The 20,581-nt window shown below is 67.4% G+C and carries 22 protein-coding genes and 1 tRNA gene; 13 read left to right on the forward strand and 10 right to left on the reverse strand.

What is annotated here, in order from left to right; all coding sequences use genetic code 11:
* Position 1: 1 nt before the first annotated feature.
* Together AB4Z10_RS05385 and AB4Z10_RS05390 are read right to left on the reverse strand one after the other, a co-directional pair.
* Positions 2-637 (reverse strand): TIGR00725 family protein, encoded by a 636-nt coding sequence (locus AB4Z10_RS05385; protein ID WP_441469346.1) that lies wholly within the window; start codon positions 635-637, stop codon positions 2-4.
* Positions 638-641: 4 nt separating this feature from the next.
* A complete protein-coding gene (locus AB4Z10_RS05390; protein WP_441469347.1) occupies positions 642-1,355 on the reverse strand; it encodes an orotate phosphoribosyltransferase in 714 nt (237 codons plus the stop codon).
* Between the two features lie 334 nt (positions 1,356-1,689).
* On the opposite strand from AB4Z10_RS05390, the gene AB4Z10_RS05395 reads away from it, so the two are divergent.
* Complete coding sequence (locus tag AB4Z10_RS05395; RefSeq protein ID WP_441469348.1) at positions 1,690-2,928, forward strand: MFS transporter; 1,239 nt, start codon at positions 1,690-1,692, stop codon at positions 2,926-2,928.
* A 237-nt stretch (positions 2,929-3,165) separates the two neighbouring features.
* Here AB4Z10_RS05395 and AB4Z10_RS05400 read toward each other — a convergent pair whose 3' ends face one another.
* Positions 3,166-3,327 carry a sugar-binding domain-containing protein gene (locus AB4Z10_RS05400; RefSeq protein WP_441469514.1) on the reverse strand — a complete coding sequence of 54 codons (162 nt, stop codon included), beginning with the start codon at positions 3,325-3,327 and terminating at the stop codon, positions 3,166-3,168.
* Between the two features lie 376 nt (positions 3,328-3,703).
* Here AB4Z10_RS05400 and AB4Z10_RS05405 point away from each other — a divergent pair, with 376 nt between their 5' ends.
* Positions 3,704-4,651 carry an N-carbamoyl-D-amino-acid hydrolase gene (locus AB4Z10_RS05405; RefSeq protein ID WP_441469349.1) on the forward strand — a complete coding sequence of 316 codons (948 nt, stop codon included), beginning with the start codon at positions 3,704-3,706 and terminating at the stop codon, positions 4,649-4,651.
* A gap of 18 nt (positions 4,652-4,669) precedes the next feature.
* Here AB4Z10_RS05405 and hydA read toward each other — a convergent pair whose 3' ends face one another.
* Positions 4,670-6,112 (reverse strand): dihydropyrimidinase, encoded by a 1,443-nt coding sequence (gene hydA / locus AB4Z10_RS05410; RefSeq protein WP_441469350.1) that lies wholly within the window; start codon positions 6,110-6,112, stop codon positions 4,670-4,672.
* Positions 6,113-6,186: 74 nt separating this feature from the next.
* On the opposite strand from hydA, the gene AB4Z10_RS05415 reads away from it, so the two are divergent.
* On the forward strand, positions 6,187-7,038 hold the full coding sequence (locus tag AB4Z10_RS05415) for an NHL repeat-containing protein (protein ID WP_441469351.1): 852 nt from the start codon (positions 6,187-6,189) through the stop codon (positions 7,036-7,038).
* Positions 7,039-7,058: 20 nt separating this feature from the next.
* On the opposite strand, the gene AB4Z10_RS05420 is transcribed toward AB4Z10_RS05415, so the two are convergent.
* Genes AB4Z10_RS05420 through AB4Z10_RS05435 form a run of 4 tightly spaced genes read right to left on the reverse strand, consistent with a single transcriptional unit; the run spans position 7,059 to position 9,978 of the window.
* A complete protein-coding gene (locus AB4Z10_RS05420) occupies positions 7,059-7,733 on the reverse strand; it encodes an amino acid ABC transporter permease (RefSeq protein WP_441469352.1) in 675 nt (224 codons plus the stop codon).
* The gene (locus AB4Z10_RS05425; RefSeq protein WP_441469353.1) at positions 7,733-8,407 is read right to left on the reverse strand and encodes an amino acid ABC transporter permease; all 675 of its coding nucleotides are present in this window, start codon (positions 8,405-8,407) and stop codon (positions 7,733-7,735) included. Before AB4Z10_RS05425 ends, AB4Z10_RS05420 begins: the two co-directional genes overlap by 1 nt.
* Positions 8,408-8,416: 9 nt before the next feature.
* The gene (locus AB4Z10_RS05430) at positions 8,417-9,166 is read right to left on the reverse strand and encodes an amino acid ABC transporter ATP-binding protein (protein WP_441469354.1); all 750 of its coding nucleotides are present in this window, start codon (positions 9,164-9,166) and stop codon (positions 8,417-8,419) included.
* A gap of 14 nt (positions 9,167-9,180) precedes the next feature.
* Positions 9,181-9,978 (reverse strand): substrate-binding periplasmic protein, encoded by a 798-nt coding sequence (locus tag AB4Z10_RS05435; protein ID WP_441469355.1) that lies wholly within the window; start codon positions 9,976-9,978, stop codon positions 9,181-9,183.
* On the opposite strand from AB4Z10_RS05435, the gene AB4Z10_RS05440 reads away from it, so the two are divergent.
* Entirely contained in the window at positions 9,977-10,144 is a 168-nt protein-coding gene (locus AB4Z10_RS05440; RefSeq protein ID WP_441469356.1) for a hypothetical protein, read from the forward strand. The two genes, AB4Z10_RS05435 and AB4Z10_RS05440, sit on opposite strands and share 2 nt — an antisense overlap.
* A gap of 55 nt (positions 10,145-10,199) precedes the next feature.
* Here AB4Z10_RS05440 and AB4Z10_RS05445 read toward each other — a convergent pair whose 3' ends face one another.
* Positions 10,200-11,126: a LysR family transcriptional regulator gene (locus AB4Z10_RS05445; RefSeq protein ID WP_441469357.1), complete on the reverse strand. Its 927-nt coding sequence runs from the start codon at positions 11,124-11,126 to the stop codon at positions 10,200-10,202.
* 115 nt (positions 11,127-11,241) lie between these two features.
* Between AB4Z10_RS05445 and AB4Z10_RS05450 the strand changes: the two genes are divergently transcribed.
* The 8 genes from AB4Z10_RS05450 to AB4Z10_RS05485 are packed head-to-tail and all read left to right on the forward strand — an operon-like array spanning position 11,242 to position 19,501.
* Positions 11,242-12,339, forward strand: a complete 1,098-nt coding sequence (locus AB4Z10_RS05450; RefSeq protein WP_441469358.1) for a DUF917 domain-containing protein — start codon at positions 11,242-11,244, stop codon at positions 12,337-12,339.
* Positions 12,340-12,387: 48 nt separating this feature from the next.
* Positions 12,388-13,737: a dihydroorotase gene (locus AB4Z10_RS05455; protein ID WP_441469359.1), complete on the forward strand. Its 1,350-nt coding sequence runs from the start codon at positions 12,388-12,390 to the stop codon at positions 13,735-13,737.
* A 7-nt stretch (positions 13,738-13,744) separates the two neighbouring features.
* On the forward strand, positions 13,745-14,989 hold the full coding sequence (locus AB4Z10_RS05460; RefSeq protein WP_441469360.1) for a Zn-dependent hydrolase: 1,245 nt from the start codon (positions 13,745-13,747) through the stop codon (positions 14,987-14,989).
* A 4-nt stretch (positions 14,990-14,993) separates the two neighbouring features.
* On the forward strand, positions 14,994-15,656 hold the full coding sequence (locus tag AB4Z10_RS05465) for a flavin reductase family protein (protein WP_441469361.1): 663 nt from the start codon (positions 14,994-14,996) through the stop codon (positions 15,654-15,656).
* A complete protein-coding gene (locus AB4Z10_RS05470; protein ID WP_441469362.1) occupies positions 15,653-16,336 on the forward strand; it encodes an aspartate/glutamate racemase family protein in 684 nt (227 codons plus the stop codon). Before AB4Z10_RS05465 ends, AB4Z10_RS05470 begins: the two co-directional genes overlap by 4 nt.
* A 2-nt stretch (positions 16,337-16,338) precedes the next feature.
* Entirely contained in the window at positions 16,339-17,778 is a 1,440-nt protein-coding gene (locus AB4Z10_RS05475; protein ID WP_441469363.1) for an FAD-binding oxidoreductase, read from the forward strand.
* Positions 17,779-17,786: 8 nt separating this feature from the next.
* The gene (locus tag AB4Z10_RS05480; RefSeq protein ID WP_441469364.1) at positions 17,787-18,716 is read left to right on the forward strand and encodes a dihydrodipicolinate synthase family protein; all 930 of its coding nucleotides are present in this window, start codon (positions 17,787-17,789) and stop codon (positions 18,714-18,716) included.
* Complete coding sequence (locus tag AB4Z10_RS05485; protein WP_441469365.1) at positions 18,716-19,501, forward strand: SDR family oxidoreductase; 786 nt, start codon at positions 18,716-18,718, stop codon at positions 19,499-19,501. The genes AB4Z10_RS05480 and AB4Z10_RS05485 overlap by 1 nt, the downstream gene beginning before the upstream one ends.
* 206 nt (positions 19,502-19,707) lie before the next feature.
* Here the strand turns inward: AB4Z10_RS05485 and AB4Z10_RS05490 are convergent.
* A tRNA-Gly gene (locus AB4Z10_RS05490) sits at positions 19,708-19,782 on the reverse strand.
* 238 nt (positions 19,783-20,020) lie between these two features.
* On the opposite strand from AB4Z10_RS05490, the gene AB4Z10_RS05495 reads away from it, so the two are divergent.
* Positions 20,021-20,545: a prolyl-tRNA synthetase associated domain-containing protein gene (locus AB4Z10_RS05495; protein WP_441469366.1), complete on the forward strand. Its 525-nt coding sequence runs from the start codon at positions 20,021-20,023 to the stop codon at positions 20,543-20,545.
* Positions 20,546-20,581: the final 36 nt, after the last annotated feature.

Genomic DNA, 20,581 nt, shown 5'->3' on the forward strand with positions numbered 1-20,581 from the left:
ATCAGAGGGCCAGGATGACCCGTGCAACGGCATCGAGCGCCGCCTCGGCATCGGCGCATTCGAGCGCCCCATCGACCGCGGGCGCGCCGTCCAGCAGGAACACCGGCCGCTTGAACTGCAGGGCGAAGGCGATCTCCGACAGGGTACCGTAGCCGCCGCCGATCGCGACGAGGCAGCGGGCGGCACGGGCGATCAGCGCATTGCGCGCCACGCCGATCCCCGTCGCAAGCGGAACGGTGACGTAAGGATTGGCCGCCTCCGGCTCGTCATCGGGCAGCAGGCCAATCGACAGCCCGCCGGCCTGCGCGACGCCACGGCAGACCTCCTCCATCACGCCTGAGCGGCCGCCACACAGCACGGTGACGCCGTGCTCGGCGAGAAGCCGCCCCAAGGTCTCGGCGGCAACGGCCTGAGACGCGGTCGGCGTGCGCGTGCCGATCACGGCGACGGGCGTGCGCAGCGGCATCCCGCTCTCGCGCTGGAGCCAGCGCAGGGCATGGGCAGCCGAGACCGGCTCCCCCGGCCTGCCTGGTTGCGCTTCGCTCCATCGTCGCGCCGCCGGATCGAACATCCGGCCGCGCTCGTCGTGCAGCTCCCCGCTCTTGATATCGAGACGCAGCTGCGGGTCCTGAAGCATCGGCTCAGGCCGGCTTCTTTTCTTCACCGAAGGCGGAGATGCCGCCATGCTTGGACGACCAGCTCGCCGGATCGTTGAGGAAGCTCTCGACCTCGGCAAGGATCTTCGGCTCGAAATGGCCGCTGTCCTTCGCGACGGCCAGCACGTCCCACCAGGTGGTGAGGTAGTGCAGGTTCACACCGATCTCCGCCATCAGCTCGCGGCTCTTCGGGAAGATGTCGTAGTAGAACAGCACGAAGCAGTGCTGCACATCGGCGCCGGCATTGCGCAGCGCCTCGCAGAAATTGACCTTGCTGCGGCCGTCGGTGGCGAGATCCTCGACCAGCAGCGTACGCGCACCTTCGACGACCGAACCCTCGATCTGGGCGTTGCGGCCGAAGCCCTTCGGCTTCTTGCGCACATACTGCATCGGCAGCGCGAGGCGGTCCGAGATCCAGGCGGCAAAGGGAATGCCGGCCGTCTCGCCGCCGGCGATGGTGTCGAGCGACTCGTAGCCGATGTCGCGCACGATCGTGGTGGCGGCGAAGTCGATCAGCGTCGAGCGCAGGCGCGGATAGGAGATGATCTTGCGGCAGTCGATATAGACCGGGCTCGCCCAGCCCGAGGTGAAGAAGAAGGGCTTGTCGCTGTAGAAATGGACCGCCTTGATCTCGAGCAGCATCTTGGCCGCTTCGCGCGCGATCACGGTCCTGTCGGTGGGGGTGAACAGGTTGGGCATGGCGCGGTTTCTCCGGGCTGAGCGACGCCGCTCGCCGGGGAGGGCAAGGGCGCAGGGGCAGGTCGAATTGGCAAACGGCCTCTTCTGATCGCCCCCGCCCGGCAGGTCAATCCCCGTGCCGCGATTTCCACCACGGCGCGCGGACAGGCGCCCCGCTGTCGCCAAAGCCACACGCGCAAATGTTTCCTGACACATCCACAGCAGGGTCGAGGCCAATTATTGCGCCGGCTCCGGCTGCGTGACATGTCGAACCGACACCACGCATTTGAGCGCGCCTCGATCAGCTTTGCGGCTCAGCATCGTTCGGCCGCGCGAAAACGAGGGGCTTTGAGCCATGAGCGATCGGACAACATCTGCCGCCGCGCTGTCGGCACCGACGACGGTGGACGACAAGGCGCGCAAGGCGCTGTGGGGCGCCGCCATCGGCTATGCGATGGACGGCTTCGATCTGCTCATCCTCGGCTTCATGCTCAGGGCGATCTCGGCCGATCTGCAGCTGAGCCAGGCCCAGGCCGCCTCGCTGGTGACGGCGACGCTCGTCGGCGCCGTGCTCGGCGGCATCGGTTTCGGCATGCTCTCGGACCGCATCGGCCGCGTCCGCGTCCTGACCTGGACCATCGTCCTGTTTGCCGTCTTCACCGGCCTGTGCGCCTTCGCCCAGGGCTATTGGGATCTGCTGATCTACCGGACCATCGCCGGCCTCGGGCTCGGCGGCGAATTCGGCATCGGCATGGCGCTCGTCGCCGAGGCCTGGCCGGCCTCGAAGCGGGCGCGCGCTTCCTCCTATGTCGGCCTCGGCTGGCAGGTCGGCGTTCTCGCGGCAGCCCTCGTCACCCCGCTGCTGCTGCCCACGATTGGCTGGCGCGGCATGTTCGCCATCGGCGTCCTGCCAGCGATCGCGGCCTATTTCATCCGGCATTCGCTGCACGAGCCCGATGTCTTCGTCGCCCGCTCCAAGGACCGTCCGAAGGAATCGGCCCTTCGCCTGCTGGTCAAGGACTGGGAGACCACCAAGCTCAGCATCGGCATGGTGATCCTCTGCTCGGTCCAGAACTTCGGCTATTACGGCGTGATGATCTGGCTGCCGAACTACCTCGCCACGCGGTTCGGCTTCGCCCTCACCCAATCGGCCCTGTGGACGGCGGTGACCATCGCCGGCATGGCACTCGGCATCTTCGCCTTCGGCCATATCGCCGACCGGATCGGCCGTCGCCCGGCCTTCTTCGGCTACATGCTCGGCGCCGCGGTGATGGTCATCGTCTATTCGCGGCTGATCGACCCGATGCAGCTCCTCGTCGCCGGTGCGGTGATGGGCTTCTTCGTCAACGGCATGCTCGGCGGCTACGGCGCGCTGATGAGCGAGCTCTTCCCGACCGCAGCCCGCGCGACGGCGCAGAACGTGCTGTTCAACATCGGCCGCGGCGTCGGCGGCTTCGGCCCCGTCGTCGTGGGAGCGATCGCCGCTGCCTATGGCTTCCAGACCGCCATCGCGCTGCTCGCGACCCTCTATGTCCTCGACATCCTCGCGATGTGGCTCCTCATCCCCGAGAAGCGCGGCGAAGAGCTGCTGTAAGCCGCGCCGTCGCGACAGGACGCACTGCGGGACTGCTGGCGCGGAGGCCGCGCCAGCCGCTTCAAGACGCATCTGCAACCAGCGCGAGCAAGCCAGCCCTGCCTCTCGAAATGTCGCTGGTCGCTGCAGGGAAGCTCGATGGCTTCATCTCTTTGAAGGCCCACAGGTCGCGTCGAACGGCCTGATCCATGAGGAGCTTCTGGACGCGATCCGGGGCGCCTGACCGCGCCGGATCGATCAGCCCTTGTGTAGCGCCAGCGCTGCCACAGCGGCGTCCTCATCGGTGATCAGGATGGAAGCCCGCCCGGCACGCAGCGTAGCCGCAATCACCGCCGCCTTGTTCCTGCTGCCGCAAGCCGGGATCACGGTGGGAATGCGGCGCAGTCCCTCGAGCGGCAGGGCAGTCGCACACCGATCGCCGGGACAGCGCTATCTCCCGAGACTTACATCGCTTTCCCGGCGCTTCACAATGCGATCGGCAGCTTCCACAGTGGGCCTGGGGCACCGATCGGTCCTGCGTGGCGAAGCGTAAATCCAATCGGCTTCGTTTCAGCTCCGGTCGGAAAACCAAGTCGGCGGAGAAAGCATAACGCCGCATTATAGCTGATCGCAAACAAAGCATATGAAGAATGGGAGGCAACGATCTAAGGCTTTGATACGGCCCAGCAACCCCAAAGGGGCAGCCTCGACGAAAGCCACGCTCGGACGCGGCATATCGATCTCGAAGGAGGTCGTGATCGGGCGGCCCTCCACTTTCATCCGATCAGGAACGCCCGTGCCACGTATCGTCACAGTCGCCGCCGCCCAGTTGGGCCCGATCCAGCGGGCCGAGAGCCGCAAGCAGGTCGTCGAGCGCATGATCGCGCTCATGGAGGCGGCCAAGGCGCAGGGCGCGACATTCATCGTCTATCCCGAGCTGGCGCTGACCACCTTCTTCCCGCGCTGGTACAGCGAGGATCGCGCCGCGGCCGACCCCTGGTTCGAGCGCGCTATGCCCGGCCCGGAGACGCAGCCGCTCTTCGACAAGGCGAAGGAACTCGGGATGGCCATGAGCTTCGGTTATGCCGAGCTCACCCCGGAGGGACGCCACTTCAACAGCTCGATCCTCGTCGACCGCACAGGCCGGATCGTCGGAAAGTACCGGAAGATCCACCTTCCCGGCCATGTCGAGTTCGACCCGGAGCGCGCGCATCAGCATCTCGAGAAGCGCTATTTCGAGCCCGGCGATCTCGGCTTCCCGGTCTGGGAGTTCGAAGGCGGGCTGTTCGGGATGGCGATCTGCAACGACCGGCGCTGGCCCGAGACCTATCGCGTCATGGGGCTGCAGGGCGTCGAGATGGTCGTGCTCGGCTACAACACTCCCTCCGTCAACTCGCAATCTCCCAATGAGACGGCAGCCGACCGCCTGTTCCATCACCGGCTCTCGGTTCAGGCCGGCGCCTACCAGAACTCGACCTGGGTCGTGGCCGTCGCCAAGGCCGGCACGGAAGACGGCCACCACCTCTTCGGCGGCACGCTGATCGCCGCGCCGGATGGCAAGATCGTCGGCGAACTCGACCACGAGGAAGATGGCGTGCTCGTCCATCCCTGCGATCTCGACGACACTCGCTTCGGCAAGGCGACGATCTTCGACTTCGCCCGCCACCGCCGCGTCGAGCATTACGGCCTGCTGACCGAGCGCACCGGCGTCGGCGCCCCGCTCGGAAAGACGGAGGGCGCCTGAGCGCCCTCCTTGGCTCTCTCATCGGAACGGGTCGAACGGAGTGGGGAAGCGGCCCGCCGGCGCGATCTCGGCATAGGGGCCGCGCGCCAGCAACTGCCCCTGCCCCGGCTGCGCCAGCACGCGTTCGCCGTCGAAGACGAGGCGGCCGCGCTGATAGGTGGCCGTCGGATAGCCCTGCACCTCCATCCCCTCATAGGGCGTGTAGTCGCTGCCGTGATGCTGCATGGCATTGGTGAGGGTGACGCGCCGGTTTGGATCGAGCAGCACGATATCGGCATCGGCCCCCACCACGATCGCGCCCTTGCGCGGCGCCAACCCGAAACGCCTGGCCGGATTGGTCGCAACGAGATCGACGAAGCGGCGCAGGTCGATGCGCCCCTTCGCGACGCCTTCCGAGTAGAGAATGGGCAGCCGCGCCGCGAGGCCGGGCACGCCGTTCGGAATCTTGTTGAACGGCGCATTCTCGCCATGCTGCTTCTTGCCGCGCGGATCGTCGTAGCGCAGCGGCGAATGGTCGGACGAGACGATGTCGATGACGCCGTCGCGCAGGTACTGCCAGAGCGCCTCGCGGTCGGCGGCGTTGCGCAGGGCCGGCGAGATCATGAACTTCGCGCCTTCGAAGCCCGGCCTGTCCATGTCGGCCTCGTCGAGCACGAGATATTGCGTGCAGGTCTCGGCCCAGGCCTTCTGCCCGCGCGCCTGCGCCCGCTCGACCTCCTCGCCCGATTGCGCGCCGGAGACGTGGAAGATCTGGATCGGCGTATCCAGCGCCTCGGCCAGTGCCAGAATCCGATGCGTCGCCTCGCGCTCCACGACCATGGGCTTGGCCCAGGCGAGATGACGCGGCGCCGTCAATCCGGCCGCCAGCAGCGCCTGCGTCAACCAGGTGATCAATTCATGATGCTCGGCATGGACGCAGACCAGCGCGCCCGCCCGCCGCGCCGCAGCCAGCGTCTGCAGGATCTGCGCGTCGCCGAGGCGGTTGCTGTCATAGGTCATGAAAATCTTGACGGAGCGATGCCCGGCCTCGACCAGCGCCGGCAACTCGCTTTCCAGCACCTCCGGCGTCGGGTCGTTGACCAGCAGGTGGAAGGCATGGTCGATCCGAGCCTGCTTCGCCTTCTCGGCATAGGCGGCGACTGCGCCGGCCAGCGAGCCGCCCCGGATCTGCGGCGCATGGCAGACGACCGTGGTCGTCCCGCCCGCGGCGGCGGATGCCGTACCGCTCTCGAATCCATCCGCGATATCAGCGCCCGAGGAAAAGGGCTGATCGAGATGGACGTGGCTGTCGACGCCGCCGGGCAGCACGAGCTGGCCCCGCGCATCGACCTCTTCCCGGCCGCCCGGCAACCCCTCGCCGATCGCGGCGATGATGCCGTCGACGACACCGATATCGAAAGGCCCGATATCGCAGGCGGTCACGGCCGTTCCGCCGCGGATGACGAGATCGAAATCGCTCATGGTCTTTCTCCCCATGCGGCCGGGGCCCTGAAGTGGCGGCCACCCACAGCGCGCGAAACAGCGACGAGGTCAGAATGAAAACGGAATTGCGCGTTGCGCTCGGCGACAGGCTCTTCGGCGTCGAGCGCCCCTGGGGCGCGCTGCCCTCGATGCCGGGAAGGATCACCGATCTCGCCGTCGACAGGGACGGGCTCGTCCATGTCCTGCTGCGCCGCGACAGCGCCGTCGATCCCGACGGCCCCTGCGTCGTCACGCTCGCAGCCGACGGCAGGCTCCTGCGGAGCTGGGGCGAGGCGCTCTGCCTCGACGCGCACAAGATCGCGGGGATGCCCGATGGCGGGCTCGCCATCGTCGACCGCGACGCCCATCGGATTCTCTTTTGCGACGCCGAGGGGCAGGTCCGGCAGCAGATCGGCGAGAGCCATCGGCCCGGCCATCCCTTCAATCATCCCAGCGACATCGCCTTCGCGCCCGATGGCGGCTTCTATGTCGCCGACGGCTACGGCAACGGGCTCATCCATCGCTTCGACGCCGAGGGGCGCCCGCTCGGTCGCTGGGGCGCGGTCGGCACGGCGCCGGGCGCCTTCCTGACGCCGCACGGCATCTGCGTGCTCAGCGACAACAGCGTCATCGTCGCCGATCGCGAGAACAGCCGCGTGCAGAGCTTCACGGCCGATGGCGAGCTTCTGGCGGTATGGGACGCCTTCCTGCGGCCCCAGGATGTCGTCGCCGATGCGGAAGACCGGATTCATGTCTGCGATTCCATCCCGACGCTGAGCCTGCTCTCGCCGGACGGTGCCCTGCTCGGCCGCTGCCGGCCGGTTCTCAACGGAGCCCATGGCCTCTGGCTCGGACCTGCCGGCGACATCTTCCTCGCCGAGACCAATCCGAACCGCATCACCCGCCTCTTCCCCGTCGCGTCCTGACGCGGCGGATCGGCTGCGCTTCACGCGGCCGACGGAGCCGTGCGGTTCTGCAGCCGCGAGACCAGCCGCACGAAGGGCCAGAACATCAGGAAGTAGACGATCGCCACCGCGATCAGCGGGGTCGGATTGTAGAGCAGGCCCTGTGCGAGCTGCGCCGAGCGCAGCAGCTCCTGCAACGCAACCGCCGAGGCGATCGAAGTCTGCTTCACCAGCTCGACCGTGTTGCTGATCAGGTCCGGCAGCACATTGCGCGTGCCCTGCGGCACGACGACGTAGACCATGCTCTGGTACCAGTTCAGCCCGGTCGAGCGCGCCGCCTCGCGCTGGCCCTTCGGCACGGATTCGATGCCGGCGCGGAAGATCTCGGCGAAATAGCTCGACCCGTTCAGCGTCAGCGCCAGCACGGCCGCGGTGAACTCGTTGAGCTTCAGGCCCAGGAACGGCAGGCCGAAGAAGATGAAGATCAGCAGCACCAGCGGCGGGATCGCACGCATCACGTCGACATAGGCGATCAGCAGGAAGCGCAGCAGCTTGCTGGGCACGTCCTGCGCCATCGCGATGGCGATGCCGGCGAACACCGAGAGCGGCACGGCCACCGCGGCCAGCGCCAGCGTCATCCAGAAGCCCTGCAGCAGCAGCGGCCAGACCTGTTTGAGGACGTCGAAATTGAAGAAGGTCGTGACGAGCTCGTCCATCATGACCTCGGATGCGCGTAGACATGTTCCAGCCAGCGCGTGAAGCGCACGAAGGGCAGGAACAGCAGGAGGAAGAGCAGCGCGCCGACGGTGAGCGCAGTCGGATTGGCGACGTTGGACTGGATGCTCGACGTCACGTTGAGCAGTTCCGGCACGGCCACGACCGAGCCCAGCGTCGTGCCCTTGCTGATGCCGATGGCGCGGTTGGTCAGCGGCGGGATAGACATACGCACCACCTGCGGCAAGATGATGTAGGCCAGCGTCTGGGTGAAGCCGAGGCCCGTCGAGCGCCCCGCCTCCCACTGCCCCTTCGCCACGGCGTTGATGCCGGCCCAGAAGATCTCTTCGGCAAAGGCTGAGAGTACGATCGCAAGCGCCAGCACGGTCGCCGTGACCGGCTCCAGCACCAGCCCGAAATAGGGCAGCGCGAAATAGGCCAGCACGATCAGGACGAGCTGCGGGATCGAGCGGAAGAAGTCGATATAGAAGATGATCAGCCAGTTCAGCGGCCGGATGCCGTAGAGCCTGAGGATCGCGAGCGCGAGGCCGAGCGGGATGCCGATCAGCACCGTCAGGATCGACATCTCGACGGTGATCAGGAAGCCGCGCAGGATGTCGGGCCAGTAGGCCGACAGCAGCCCGAAATCGAAGAAGTAGCGGACGATCTGATCCATGTGCGCCCGTCAGCCGTGCGAGCGCATCACGAAGTCGCGGATGCGCTGGTGCTGCGGGTTGATCAGGATCTCCTGCGGCGTGCCCTCGGCCAGGATCGCGCCATGGTCCATGAAGACGACGCGGTCGGCGACATCGCGCGCGAACTTCATCTCATGCGTCACCACGATCATGGTCATGCCCATTTCCTTGGTGCGGACCATGACGTTGAGCACTTCGCCGACGAGCTCTGGATCGAGCGCCGAGGTCGGCTCGTCGAAGAGCATGACCTGCGGCTCCAGCGCCATGGCGCGGGCGATGCCGACGCGCTGCTGCTGTCCGCCGGACAGCTCGGCCGGATAGGAATCGGCCTTGTGGGCGAGGCCGACGACCTCGAGGTGGTGCCGCGCCTTGCGCTCGGCCTCCTCCTTGCCGAGGCCGACCACCTTGCGCAGCGCCAGCATCACGTTCCCCAGCGCGGTCTTGTGCGGGTAGAGATGGATGCCCTGGAAGACCATGCCGATCCGGCGGCGCAGGAGATTGAGGTCCACCTTCGGACCGGTGATCTCCTGCCCGCCGACGCGGATGGTGCCCGCCGTCGGTTCCTCCAGCCGGTTGATGCAGCGCAGGCAGGTGCTCTTGCCCGAACCGGAGGAGCCGACGATCACGACGGCCTCGCCCTTGCCGACCTTGAGGTCGACGCCGCGCAGCACCTCGACATGGCCGAAGCTCTTGCGCAGCCCCTCGATCGAAACGATCGTCTCAGCAGGCGTGGCCGTCATGGCGGGCTGCGAGTTCACTTGCAGGCAGCCTTGCGCTCGGTCGCGTCATAGCCCTCGAAATCCGGCGCGCCGGTGCCCGGATAGACCTTTGCCGCCGAGGAATTGGCATCCGGCTTCACGCCGAACCACTTCTCGTGGATCTTCGCGAGCGTGCCGTCGGTCTTCATGCATTCCAGCGCACCTTCGACCTGAGACCGGAAGGCGGCGTCCTCCTTGCGGAAGGCGATGCCGAAGTTGCGGCCGCTGTCGAGCACGAAGGCAACTTCCGCAGCTGGCGTCTGCGTGGAGACATAGCGCGAGACCGGCGCATCGGCGACGTTGGCGAAGGCGCGGCCGATCATGACCGCCTGCACGGCGTCGGCATTCTTGTTGTAGCGCTGGATGGTGAAGCCGTACTTGGCCTCGTTGTCGGTCAGCCACTTGTCCGAGATCGAGCCGTTGTTGACGGTCAGCGCCTTGCCCTTCAGCTCGTCGAGATTGGCGATCTTGTTGCCCTTCTTGACGAGGAAGCCGAGGCCCGTCGGCATGTAGGGCTCGCTGAACAGCATCTGCGCGGCACGCTCGGGCGTAATGTTGGTCGGCGCCGGGATCATCTCGTAGCGCTTGGAGAACAGGCCGGCGAAGATCGCCGAGAAGTTCGAATCCGTGACCTCGACGCCCGGGCGGCCAAGCTTCTGGGCGATCGCGAGGGACATATCATAGGTGAAGCCGGTGGTCTCGCCGGCCGGTGTCTTGAAGCAGAACGGCGCGAAACCGAGGTCGCAGGCCACTTTCAGCTTTTCGTTCTGCGGATGATCGGCGTCCTCAGCCATGGCCGGCATCGCGATGAGGGCGGCCAACGCCAAGCCCCTGATGGCGGCGCGCGCCATCCCGATCGAATTCAGTTTCATGCTTCCGCTCCCGTTGTGCGACGGCGCCGCCGCGATCGTTGCGCCCCTGTTCCAGCAACAATCCGGCCACGTCTGGAGCGAAGCCTAACAGGGCGAAATCATGCCCTGCCAATTATTTATTGTCAGGTTTCCATAACATGATGTTAAGCGTCTTCGGGCGGCTCCGCATCCTTGCCCCTGGGCAAGGGCGGCACCAATCCGCGCAAAATGTCGACGAAAGAGCTCGCCGTCCGCGAAAGCGGCTCGAAGCGCGGCGTCAGAAGGTGCGCGCGGACCCGCGTCTTGGGCGCGAGCGGGCGCGACACCAGCTCCGGCCAGGTCCGCCCGCGCAGCACGAACTCGTCGACGACCGCGATGCCGGCGCCGGCCCGCACCATTGCGCAGGCGACGGGCGTGAAGCGAACGACGGTGCTGATGCGGAGCGGCGCGGCTTTCAGAGCGAGCGCACGACCGACGACATCGCCATAGGGCGTCTGCGGCCCGAACCCGATCAGCGGATAAGGTACGAGATCGGCCGGGCGGATCACGCGCAGCCGCGCCAACGCATGGTCGCGCGGCATGATCACCATCAGCCGCCCCTCTGTCAGCACCTCCATGTCGAGCGTCGGCTCGTCGACGGGAAGGATCGAGACGCCGAGATCGGCCCGGCCGGCCACGATCTTGGCGACGATCTCGAGCAGGGTCAGCACCTCGAACTCGACGCGCAGATCCGGGAAGCGCTCGCGCAGGCGGGCAATGGCGTCCGGCACCAGCGCCTGCCCGACGCTCGGGCTCGCGACGATCCGCACCGAGCCCGTGCCGCGCTCCCGCAGTTCCTCCGCCAGCTCGTTGACCCGGACCACGCCCTGATGGACCTGATCGACCTCCTGGAACAGGCGGCGAGCCTCCGGCGTCGGCTGCACGCGGCCGCGTACCCGTTCGAACAGGCGCAGCGCCAACCGGTCCTCCGTATAGGCCAGGAGACGGCTGATCGCCGGCTGCGAGACCGAGAGCAGCCGGGCCGCGCCGCTGATCGAGCCAGTGATCATGATGGCACGGAAGACTTCGATCTGCCGGAGATTGAGGCGCATGAGGATAACATCCGATTATGGTCGGCCGCATAATAAGCATGATTCATTTCGCGCATAGCGCTCTAAGCTCGATCTCGCGCCGGCAACGACCGGTCACAAGGGACGAGGCCGGCCGATGAGGCGCTTTCTGACGATGAGGGATGTCGAGGCCGCTGTGGCCGGCGGTTCGGTCTTCGCCGCGGGCGGAGGCGGCTGGGCCGATCACGGCCGCATGCTCGGCACCGCCGCGGTCAACACCGGCAGGCCCGAGCTCGTCACCATGGACGAGATTCCCGACGACGCCATCATCGCCACCGCCGCCGCCATCGGCGCACCCGCCGGCACGACCGAGTGGGAGATGTGGGGCATCGACTACGTCAAGGCCGTGCAGCTGCTGCAGGAGGCACTGGGCAAGCCAGTCTACGGCCTCATCATCGGCCAGAACGGCATGTCGAGCACGCTGAACGCCTGGCTTCCCAGCGCGATCCTCGGGGTGAAAGTGGTCGACGCCGTCGGCGACATCCGCGCCCACCCCACCGGCGACATGGGCTCGATCGGCCTCGCCAACAGCCCGGAAGCGACCATTCAGGTCGCGGTCGGCGGCAACCGTGCCAAGAACCAGTATATCGAGCTGGTGACCCGCGGCGCCACGGCCAAGGTCTCGCCGATCCTGCGCACCGCTTCGGACATGTCCGGCGGCTTCATCGCCTCCTGCCGCAACCCCGTCTCGGCGGCCTACGTTCGCCAGAATGCCGCGCTCGGCGGCATCTCGATGGCGCTGGCACTGGGCGAGCGCATCCTCGATGCCAGGCCGAAGGGCGGTTCGGCCGTGATCGACGCGATCTGCGACCAGACCGGCGGTTCGATCATCGCGCGCGGCCCCGTCGCCAAGAAGGATGTCCGCTACACCAACGAGGCCTTCGACATCGGCACGATCCAGGTCGGCACCGGTGCGGCCGCGCGCATCATCCACGTCATGAACGAGTACATGGCCGTCACCGACCTGGATGGCGCCCGGCACGCCTGCTTCCCGGACGTGATTACCACGCTCGACAATGACGGCCAACCAGCCAGCGCCGGCCATGTCCGCGAGGGCATGGAGCTCTCGGTCCTGCGCGTGCCCAAGGACAAGATCCCGCTGAGCTCCAGCGTGACCGACCCCAGCGTCTATCCGATCGTCGAGAAGGCGCTCGGCATGAACTTCACCGAATACGCGCTCGGCCGCGAAGGCTAGGCCACGCGCTTCTCCCCACACCCGCAGGATCATCCGGATACCCCAGTCATGAGCGATTTCGATCTCGTCCTCCGCGGCAACATCGTGCTGTCCGACACGATCATCGAGGACGGCTATGTCGCCGTCACCGGCGGCAAGATCGGCAAGGTCGGGTCCGGCACACCGCCCTCGGCCCGCGAGACGCAGGATTTCCGCGGCCAGTGGATCATTCCCGGCGTCATCGACGGGCAGGTCCATTCCGGCAGCCAGGCCGATCACGAGGGCATCGGCATGTGCTCGCGCGCTGCGGCGGCCGGCGGGGTCACCGTCATGGTCGACATGCCCTATGACGAGCCCGAGCCCGTCACCAGCGCCAAGCTCTTCAACGAGAAGGTCGCGGTGGTCGAGCGCGACGCCCATGTCGATGTCGCGCTCTACGCGACCATCACCATCGAGAACGGGCTCCATGCCATTCCCGGCCTCGTCGAGGCCGGCGCCTGCGCCTTCAAGTTCTCGACCTTCGAGGCCAACCCGACGCGCTTTCCGCGCATCGGCGACGACACGCTCTACGAAGCCTTCAAGCTGATCGAGCCGACCGGCCTGCTCTGCGGCGTCCACAATCAGGACCAGGAGATGACCCGGCGCAATATCGCCAGGCTGATCGAAGCCGGCGATACCGGCCCGGACGCCTTCCTGCGCGCCCATACGCCGCTGATCGAGAACCTCGCAACCGCCCGCATCTACGAGATCGGCGCCGAGACGGGCGCGCGCGCCCACGCCGTCCACGTCTCGACCTCCCGCGGCTTCGAGATCTGCAACATGTACAAGCGCGCCGGCTACAAGGCGACGGTCGAGAGCTGTGTGCAGTACTTCATGCTCAACGCCGAGGAACACGTCCCGCGCTTCGGCGCCAAGGTGAAGCATTATCCGCCGATCCGCCCGAAGGCCGAGAGCGAGTTGCTCTGGAGCCATCTCGCCGCCGGCCATTGCGATTTCATCTCGTCCGATCACGTCTCCTGGGGCCTGGAGAAGAAGGGCGACCCGATGATCTTCAAGAACACCTCGGGCGGCCCGGGCATCGAGACCCTGCTGCCGGCCCTCTGGACCGGCTGCGAAGAGCACGGCCTCTCCCCGACCATCGTCGTGAAGCAGCTCTGCGAGGGGCCGGCGAAGGCTTTCCTGCTCGCCGACAAGGGCCGGCTCGAAGCCGGCGCCGACGCCGACATCACCGTGCTGGAGCCGGGCCGCTTCATTCATGACCCCAGCAAGAGCCTCGCGGCGGTGAAGTGGAGCTCGATGGAGGGTCGCGAGTTCCGCGTCCGCGTCGCCGCAACTTACGTACGCGGCCAGCTCGCCTGGGACGGCACCGAGATCCGCAACAAGGCAGGCGACGGCCGCTTCCTGCGTCCGGCGGCGTAGGCACATCATGTCGATCGATCAGGACCGTCTCTGGCGGCGCATCGAGGCGCTCTCGCGGATCACCGATCCGGAGCGCCCCTGGACGCGGCGCTCCTTCACCCCGCGCTTCCTCGAAGGCCGCGAATGGCTCACGGCGGAATTCCGCGACGCCGGGCTGGAGACGGAGCTCGACGCTGCCGGCAACCTGGTCGGCCGACTCACCGGGGCGGATCCGTCGCTGAAGCCGATCCTGATCGGCTCGCATTCCGACACCGTGCCGTCCGGCGGACGCTATGACGGCATTCTCGGCGTGCTCGCCGCATTGGAAGTCGCGCAGAGCTTCAGCGAGCGCGGCGACCGTCTGCGCCATACGCTGGAGGTCGTCGACTTCCTGGCCGAGGAGCCGAGCGAATTCGGTCTGTCCTGCATCGGCAGCCGCGCCCTCGCAGGCGCGCTGACCGAGCAGCATCTCGCCCTCACCCGCCCTGACGGCATGACGCTGCGCGAAGGCATCGCTTTCGTCGGCGGCCGGCCCGAAGAGCTGGCCGCGGTCAAGCGCGCGGCCGGCAGCGTCGCGGCCTATGTCGAGGTCCATATCGAGCAGGGCCGCGTGCTGGAGAACGAGCGCATCCCGATCGGCATCGTCACCGACATCGTCGGCATCCGCCGCGAGCGCATCACCGTGACCGGCCGGGCCGACCATGCCGGCGCGACTCCGATGCCGCTCAGGGCCGATGCGCTGGTCGGTGCCGCCAAGCTGGTCGAGGCCGCCTATAAGCGGGCGCTCGCGACAGCCCGGGACAACCAGCCTCTGGTCGCCACCTTCGGGCGCATCGAGGTCAGCCCCAACGCGGCCAATGCCGTGCCGGGCGAGGCCGTGCTGACGCTCGAGGTCCGCTCCGGCAACGAGGCGGCGGTCAAGGCCTTCGGGGAAGCGCTGGTACGTGACCTGCGCCCCGCGCTCGAAGAACTCCGGCTCTCCATCGCCGTCGAGCCGATCAGCCATGTCGCGCCGACGGCCTGCGCGCCGGAAATCCGTTCGGCCATCGCCAATGCATCCACCTCGCTCGGGCTCGCCACGCGCGACCTGCCGAGCGGCGCCGGCCATGACGGCGTCCAGGTCGCCCATACCGGCCCGATCGGGATGATCTTCGTACCCTGCCTCGAAGGCCGCAGCCACGCGCCGGAGGAATCGATCACGCCCGAGCAGGCCGGAGACGGCGCCCGCGTGCTGGCCGAGACGGTGCGCCTGCTCGATGTGAGCCTGGGCTGAGCCGATGGACTGGGCCGCAAGCGATCTGGCGGAACGCGACCTCTACAAGCTCCTCGTCAACACCGTGCTGCCGCGCCCGATCGCGCTCGTCACCACGGTCGATGCGCAAGGGCGCGCCAACGCCGCGCCCTTCAGCTTCTTCAACGTCTTCAGCCATGCGCCGCCGCTGGTCGTGCTCGGCATCGAGGGCCGCGATGGCGCGACTTCGCCGCTGAAAGATACGATGCGGAATATCCGCGAGACCGGCAGCTTCGTCGTCAATCTGGTCGATCGCGCCATGGTCGAGGCGATGCAGATCTGCGCCATCGACTTCCCCGGCGAGGTCGACGAGATCGAGGCGGCGGGGCTCGCGACCGCGCCGAGCGCCACGATTGCCGCGCCCAGGCTCGCCGCCTCCCCGGTCCAGCTCGAATGCCGCGAGACGGTCTCGCTCTCGCTCGGCACCCGCAATCGCAATCTCGTCGTCGGCGAAATCCAGCACATCCATATCCGCGACGGCGTCGTCGACGAGCGCTTGCATGTCGATATCGACATGCTCGACCTCGTCGGCCGCCTGCACGGTGCCGACTGGTACGTCACGCTGCGCGACCGTTTCCAGGCTCCACGTCAGACACTCGCAAGCTGGCGCGAACGGTCGCGGACCATCCCGGAAGGAGAGGTATCGTGAGCGGCACGATCTACGTCATCAATCCCAATTCGACCGAGCGCGTGACCAGGGAGATCGATGTCGCGGTCGCACCGCTGCGCATCGCCGGTGGCCCCGCGATCGAATGCCTGACGCTGGCCGAAGGTCCGCCCGGCATCCAGTCGCAGCGCGATGTAGACGGGCTGATCCCGGCCCTGCTGAAGCGTGCGGCCAGTCTGGAGAACGAGGCCGCGGCCTTCGTTGTTGCCTGCTTCTCCGATCCCGGCATGCATGCCCTGCGCGAGCAGAGCGAGAAGCCCGTGCTCGGCATCGCCGAATGCGGCGTGCTGACGGCGCTGACACTCGGCCAACGCTTCGGCATCGTCGCGATGCTGCAGAACTCGATCCCGCGTCATCTGCGCTATCTCGGTGCGATGGGGATGATGGACCGTTTCGCGGGCGACCTGCCCGTGAACCTCACCATCGCCGAGATGGCCGACGATGAACTGACGCTCGGCCGCATGATCGGCGTCGGCCGCACGCTGCGCGACACGCACCATGCCGATGTGCTGGTCATGGGCTGCGCCGGGATGGCGCGCTTCCGCGAACCGCTGGAACGAGAACTGGGCATCCCGATCGTCGAGCCGACCCAGGCGGCGGTGACGATGGCGATCGGGCGCGTGCGGCTGGGCTGGGGCGGACGCCCTCTCCGCGGAGGCTGAACATGGATGATCTGATTGCCGAACTCGCCGGGGCTCTCGGCGAGGCGAATGTCCTCGTCTCCCAGCAGGACCAGGCTCCGTTCCTCACCGACTGGCTCGGCAAATATCGCGGCGCCGCGCGGGCCGTCGCCCGGCCCGGCTCGACCGCGGAGGTCGCGGCCGTGATGCGCATCTGCACACGCCACAAGGTGCCTGTCGTTCCGCAGGGCGGCAATACCAGCATGTCGGGCGGCGCGACGCCGGATGAATCCGGCAACGCCGTCGTCCTTTCGCTCGCGCGGCTGAACCGCATTCGCGACATCGATGCTGTCAGCAATACGATCACCGTGGAGGCCGGCGTCGTCCTCGCCAAGGTTCAGCAGGCGGCGCAGGAGGCCGGGCGCTTCTTCCCTCTCAGCCTCGGGGCCGAGGGCAGTTGCACCATCGGCGGCAATCTCGCTGCGAATGCCGGCGGCGTCGCCGTCCTGCGCTACGGCACGATGCGCGAGCTCACCCTCGGCCTCGAAGTCGTGCTGGCCGATGGGCGCATCTGGGACGGGCTGACGGCGCTGCGCAAGGATAATACCGGCTACGCCCTGCGCGACCTCTTCATCGGCTCGGAAGGCACGCTCGGCGTCATCACCGGCGCGGTGCTGAAGCTCTTCGCCCAGCCGCATGCCCGTGCCAGTGCTTTCGTCGCCGTCGAGGACGCTGAAGCGGCGCTGGCCCTTCTGTCGGCGGTTCGCGACCGTTGCGGCGACCGGCTGACCGCCTTCGAGTTCATGACCGGCGATTGCCTGTCGCTGATCCTGCGCCATATCGGCGATGCGCGCCTGCCGCTCGCCACGCTGCCGCCGGCGGCAGTGCTGATCGAGCTTTCGGACCAGGACGACGAGCAGGGCCTGCGCGAGCGCCTCGAAGCCGCGCTGGCCGAGAGCATCGAGGCCGGCCTCGTCCTCGACGCCGCCATCGCGCAGGACGGCACGCAGGCCAGAGCCTTCTGGCGCATCCGCGAAGGCGTGTCGGAAGCGCTGGTGCGCGAGGGCAAGGCCGCCAAGCACGACGTCTCCATGCCGGTGTCGGCCATGGCCGATTTCGTCGCCGCAGCCGATGCCGCCGTCCGCGCCGTAGCGCCCGGCATCAGGCCGATCGTGTTCGGCCATCTCGGCGACGGCAACCTGCACTACAACCTGCTGCCGGCGTTGGGACAGGACCCAGCCGATTTCGCGGCCCTCACTCCCGAACTCACCCGCATCGTCCATGACGAGATCGGCCGCCGGCGCGGCTCGATCAGCGCCGAGCATGGCATCGGCCAGCTGCGCGTCTCCGAGATGGAGCTGCGCAAGGCGCCGCTCGAACTCGAACTGATGCACCAGCTCAAGCACCTGCTCGACCCGGCAGGCCTGCTCAATCCGGGCAAACTTCTGCCGGGCAAGCTCCTGCCCGCTTCCACCACCAACTGAGGACGATCATGGCTCTGCTCGATGAAACCGCTGGGGGTGTCTACGTCATCGCGGTGACGCCCTTCACAGACACCGGCGCGCTCGATCTCGAAAGCACCGACCGGATGGTCGATTTCTACCTGGAGAAGGGCGCGACCGGCCTCACCGTCCTCGGCATGATGGGCGAGGCGCCCAAGCTGACGGCGGACGAATCCCGTATCTTCGTGCGCCGCGTGCTGGCGCGCGTGCAGGGGCGCGTGCCCGTCGTCGCGGGCGTCTCAGCGCCGGGCTTCGCCGCGATGCGCGAGCTCAGCGAGAGCGTGATGGGTGATGGCGCCGCCGGCGTCATGGTCGCCCCGCCCTCCAACCTGCGGACCGACGACCAGATCGTCTCCTATTATGCGATGGCGGCGGAGACGCTGGGGCCGAAGACGCCCTTCGTGCTGCAGGATTTCCCGCTGGTCACCCAGGTGCAGATCACCCCGGCCGTGATCCTGAAGATCGTCGCCGCCCATCCGAGCTGCGTCATGCTCAAGCACGAGGACTGGCCGGGCCTCGCCAAGATCTCGGCGCTGCGCGCGGCGAGCGACAATGGCGGCCGCCGCATCTCGATCCTCGTCGGCAATGGCGGCATGTTCCTGCCGGAAGAACTTTCGCGCGGCGCCGACGGCGCCATGACCGGCTTCGCCTATCCCGAGATGATGGTCGATGTCTGGAAGGCCCATGCCGCCGGCAATGTCGAGCGCGCGCATGATCTCTTCGACGCCTATCTGCCGCTCGCCCGCTACGAGCAGCAGCCCGGCCTCGGCCTCGCCATCCGCAAGCACATCCTGGCGAAGCGCGGCGCCATCGCCTCCGCCACCCTGCGCAAGCCGGGCGGGGCGTTGTCCAGGGCCGACATCGCCGATATCGAACGCCTCATCGCGCGGCAGGAGCGGCGCCTCAAGGAGATCGGCTGATGGATCTGGGACTTGTTGGAAAGCGCGCGCTCGTATTGGGCGCGAGCCGCGGACTCGGCGCCGCGATCGCGCAGGCGCTCGCCACTGAAGGCGCGACCGTCATCGCCGCCGCCCGCAGCACCGATGTCACGGAAAGCTGGATCGCCGCTCTGCCGGCGGACCAGCGCGGCCGCGTCAGCGCCGCGAAACTGGACCTTGCCGATCTCGCCTCGGTCGATGCCCTTGCCGAGCGTCTCGTCGCGGAAGGCGGCGTCGACATCCTGATCGGCAACTCCGGCGGCCCGCCGCCCGGCGAGGCGCGCGACGCCAAGCGCGGCGACTGGCTGAAGCACTTCGAGGGCATGGCAGCCAATCTCTTCCATCTGGCGCAGCAGCTCCTGCCCGGCATGACGGAGCGCGGCTGGGGCCGCATCGTCACCATCGCCTCCTCCGGTGTCGAGCAGCCGATCCCGCGTCTCGCCCTCTCCAACGGCATCCGCGCCGCCGTGATCGGCTGGTCGAAGACGCTGGCTTCGGAGGTTGCGGGCAGCGGCGTGACGGTCAATGTCGTCCTGCCCGGCCGCATCCACACCGAGCGCGTCGACCAGCTCGACGATGCCGCGGCCGCCCGCAGCGGCGGCACGCGCGACGCGGTGGCACAGGCCTCGATGGCGACGATCCCCGCCGGACGCTATGGCAAACCGCAGGAATTCGCCGATGTGGTCACATTCCTCGCCAGCGAGCGGGCAAGCTATGTGACGGGCGCGAAGATCCGTATCGACGGCGGCTTGATCAGAGGCATCTGAACCCGGACTCGTCTGCGCCAGCGACAATAGAGCTGGCGCAGACGCCTGGACGTGGCGCTCGCCGTATCGATCTGCGGGGTGGAATACCTGCGGCTCGTCATCAATACAGGCGCGGATCGTTTCGCACGTCCTCGGCGCGCCGCGCCAAAAAGCAAAAAGCGCCGGAAGATCCGACGCTTGCATGCTTCTCAAGCCTTGAGATTGTCTGGAGCGGGCGAAGGGATTCGAACCCTCGACCCCAACCTTGGCAAGGTTGTGCTCTACCCCTGAGCTACACCCGCATCCGAGACAGCGGCGCCGTGGCGGCGCGGTCGGGTTATTGCCCCAAAGCGCGGCGGAGTGCAAGCACCTGACGAAAGTTTTTTGCCGGCCGTTGATAACCCGCTCTCTGACGCGACATCTTGCCGTCTGCGCAAGGTGAGGTTAGGCATCGCGAATGGCACGCTTTCCCCGGCCGACGTGGTGGAAACGTGCCATGCCAGACCGATTCCGACGCTTGCGATCACCGGCCTCCCCACGATGAACACGCCCGTCACTCCCGAACAGCTCTGCGAACATCTCTCCGCGCGCGGCATCGCCTTCCATCGGATGGACCATCCCGCGGTCTTCACCGTCGCCGAATCGACTGTTCATCGTGAGCCGCTGCAGGGCCTGCACACCAAGAACCTGTTCCTGAAGGACAAGAAGGGGCGGCTGTTCCTCGTCTCGGCCGAGGCCGATGCCCGGATCGATCTCAAGCGCCTGCATGAGCGGATCGGCGCCAGCGGCAGGCTCTCCTTCGGGTCGGCCGAGCTGCTGCTGGAGAAACTCGGCGTCACGCCGGGCTCGGTCACCGCCTTCGCCGTGATCAACGACCGCGCCGGCGACGTCACCATGGTGCTCGACGCCAATCTGGTGACGGGCGAGGACGTCAACTTCCACCCGCTGATCAATACGGCCACGCTCAGGGTCGGGCGCGACGATTTCCTCGCCTTCCTCAGGCAGACCGGCCATGAGCCGCTGATCGTCGATTTGCCCGTCCCACCCGATGGACAGAACAGCTAAAGCTCCCCATCTATGGGGCGACTGCGCAGGCGGCCG

It is taken from the genome of Allobosea sp. RAF48 (assembly GCF_052114025.1).
Taxonomy (GTDB): domain Bacteria; phylum Pseudomonadota; class Alphaproteobacteria; order Rhizobiales; family Beijerinckiaceae; genus Allobosea.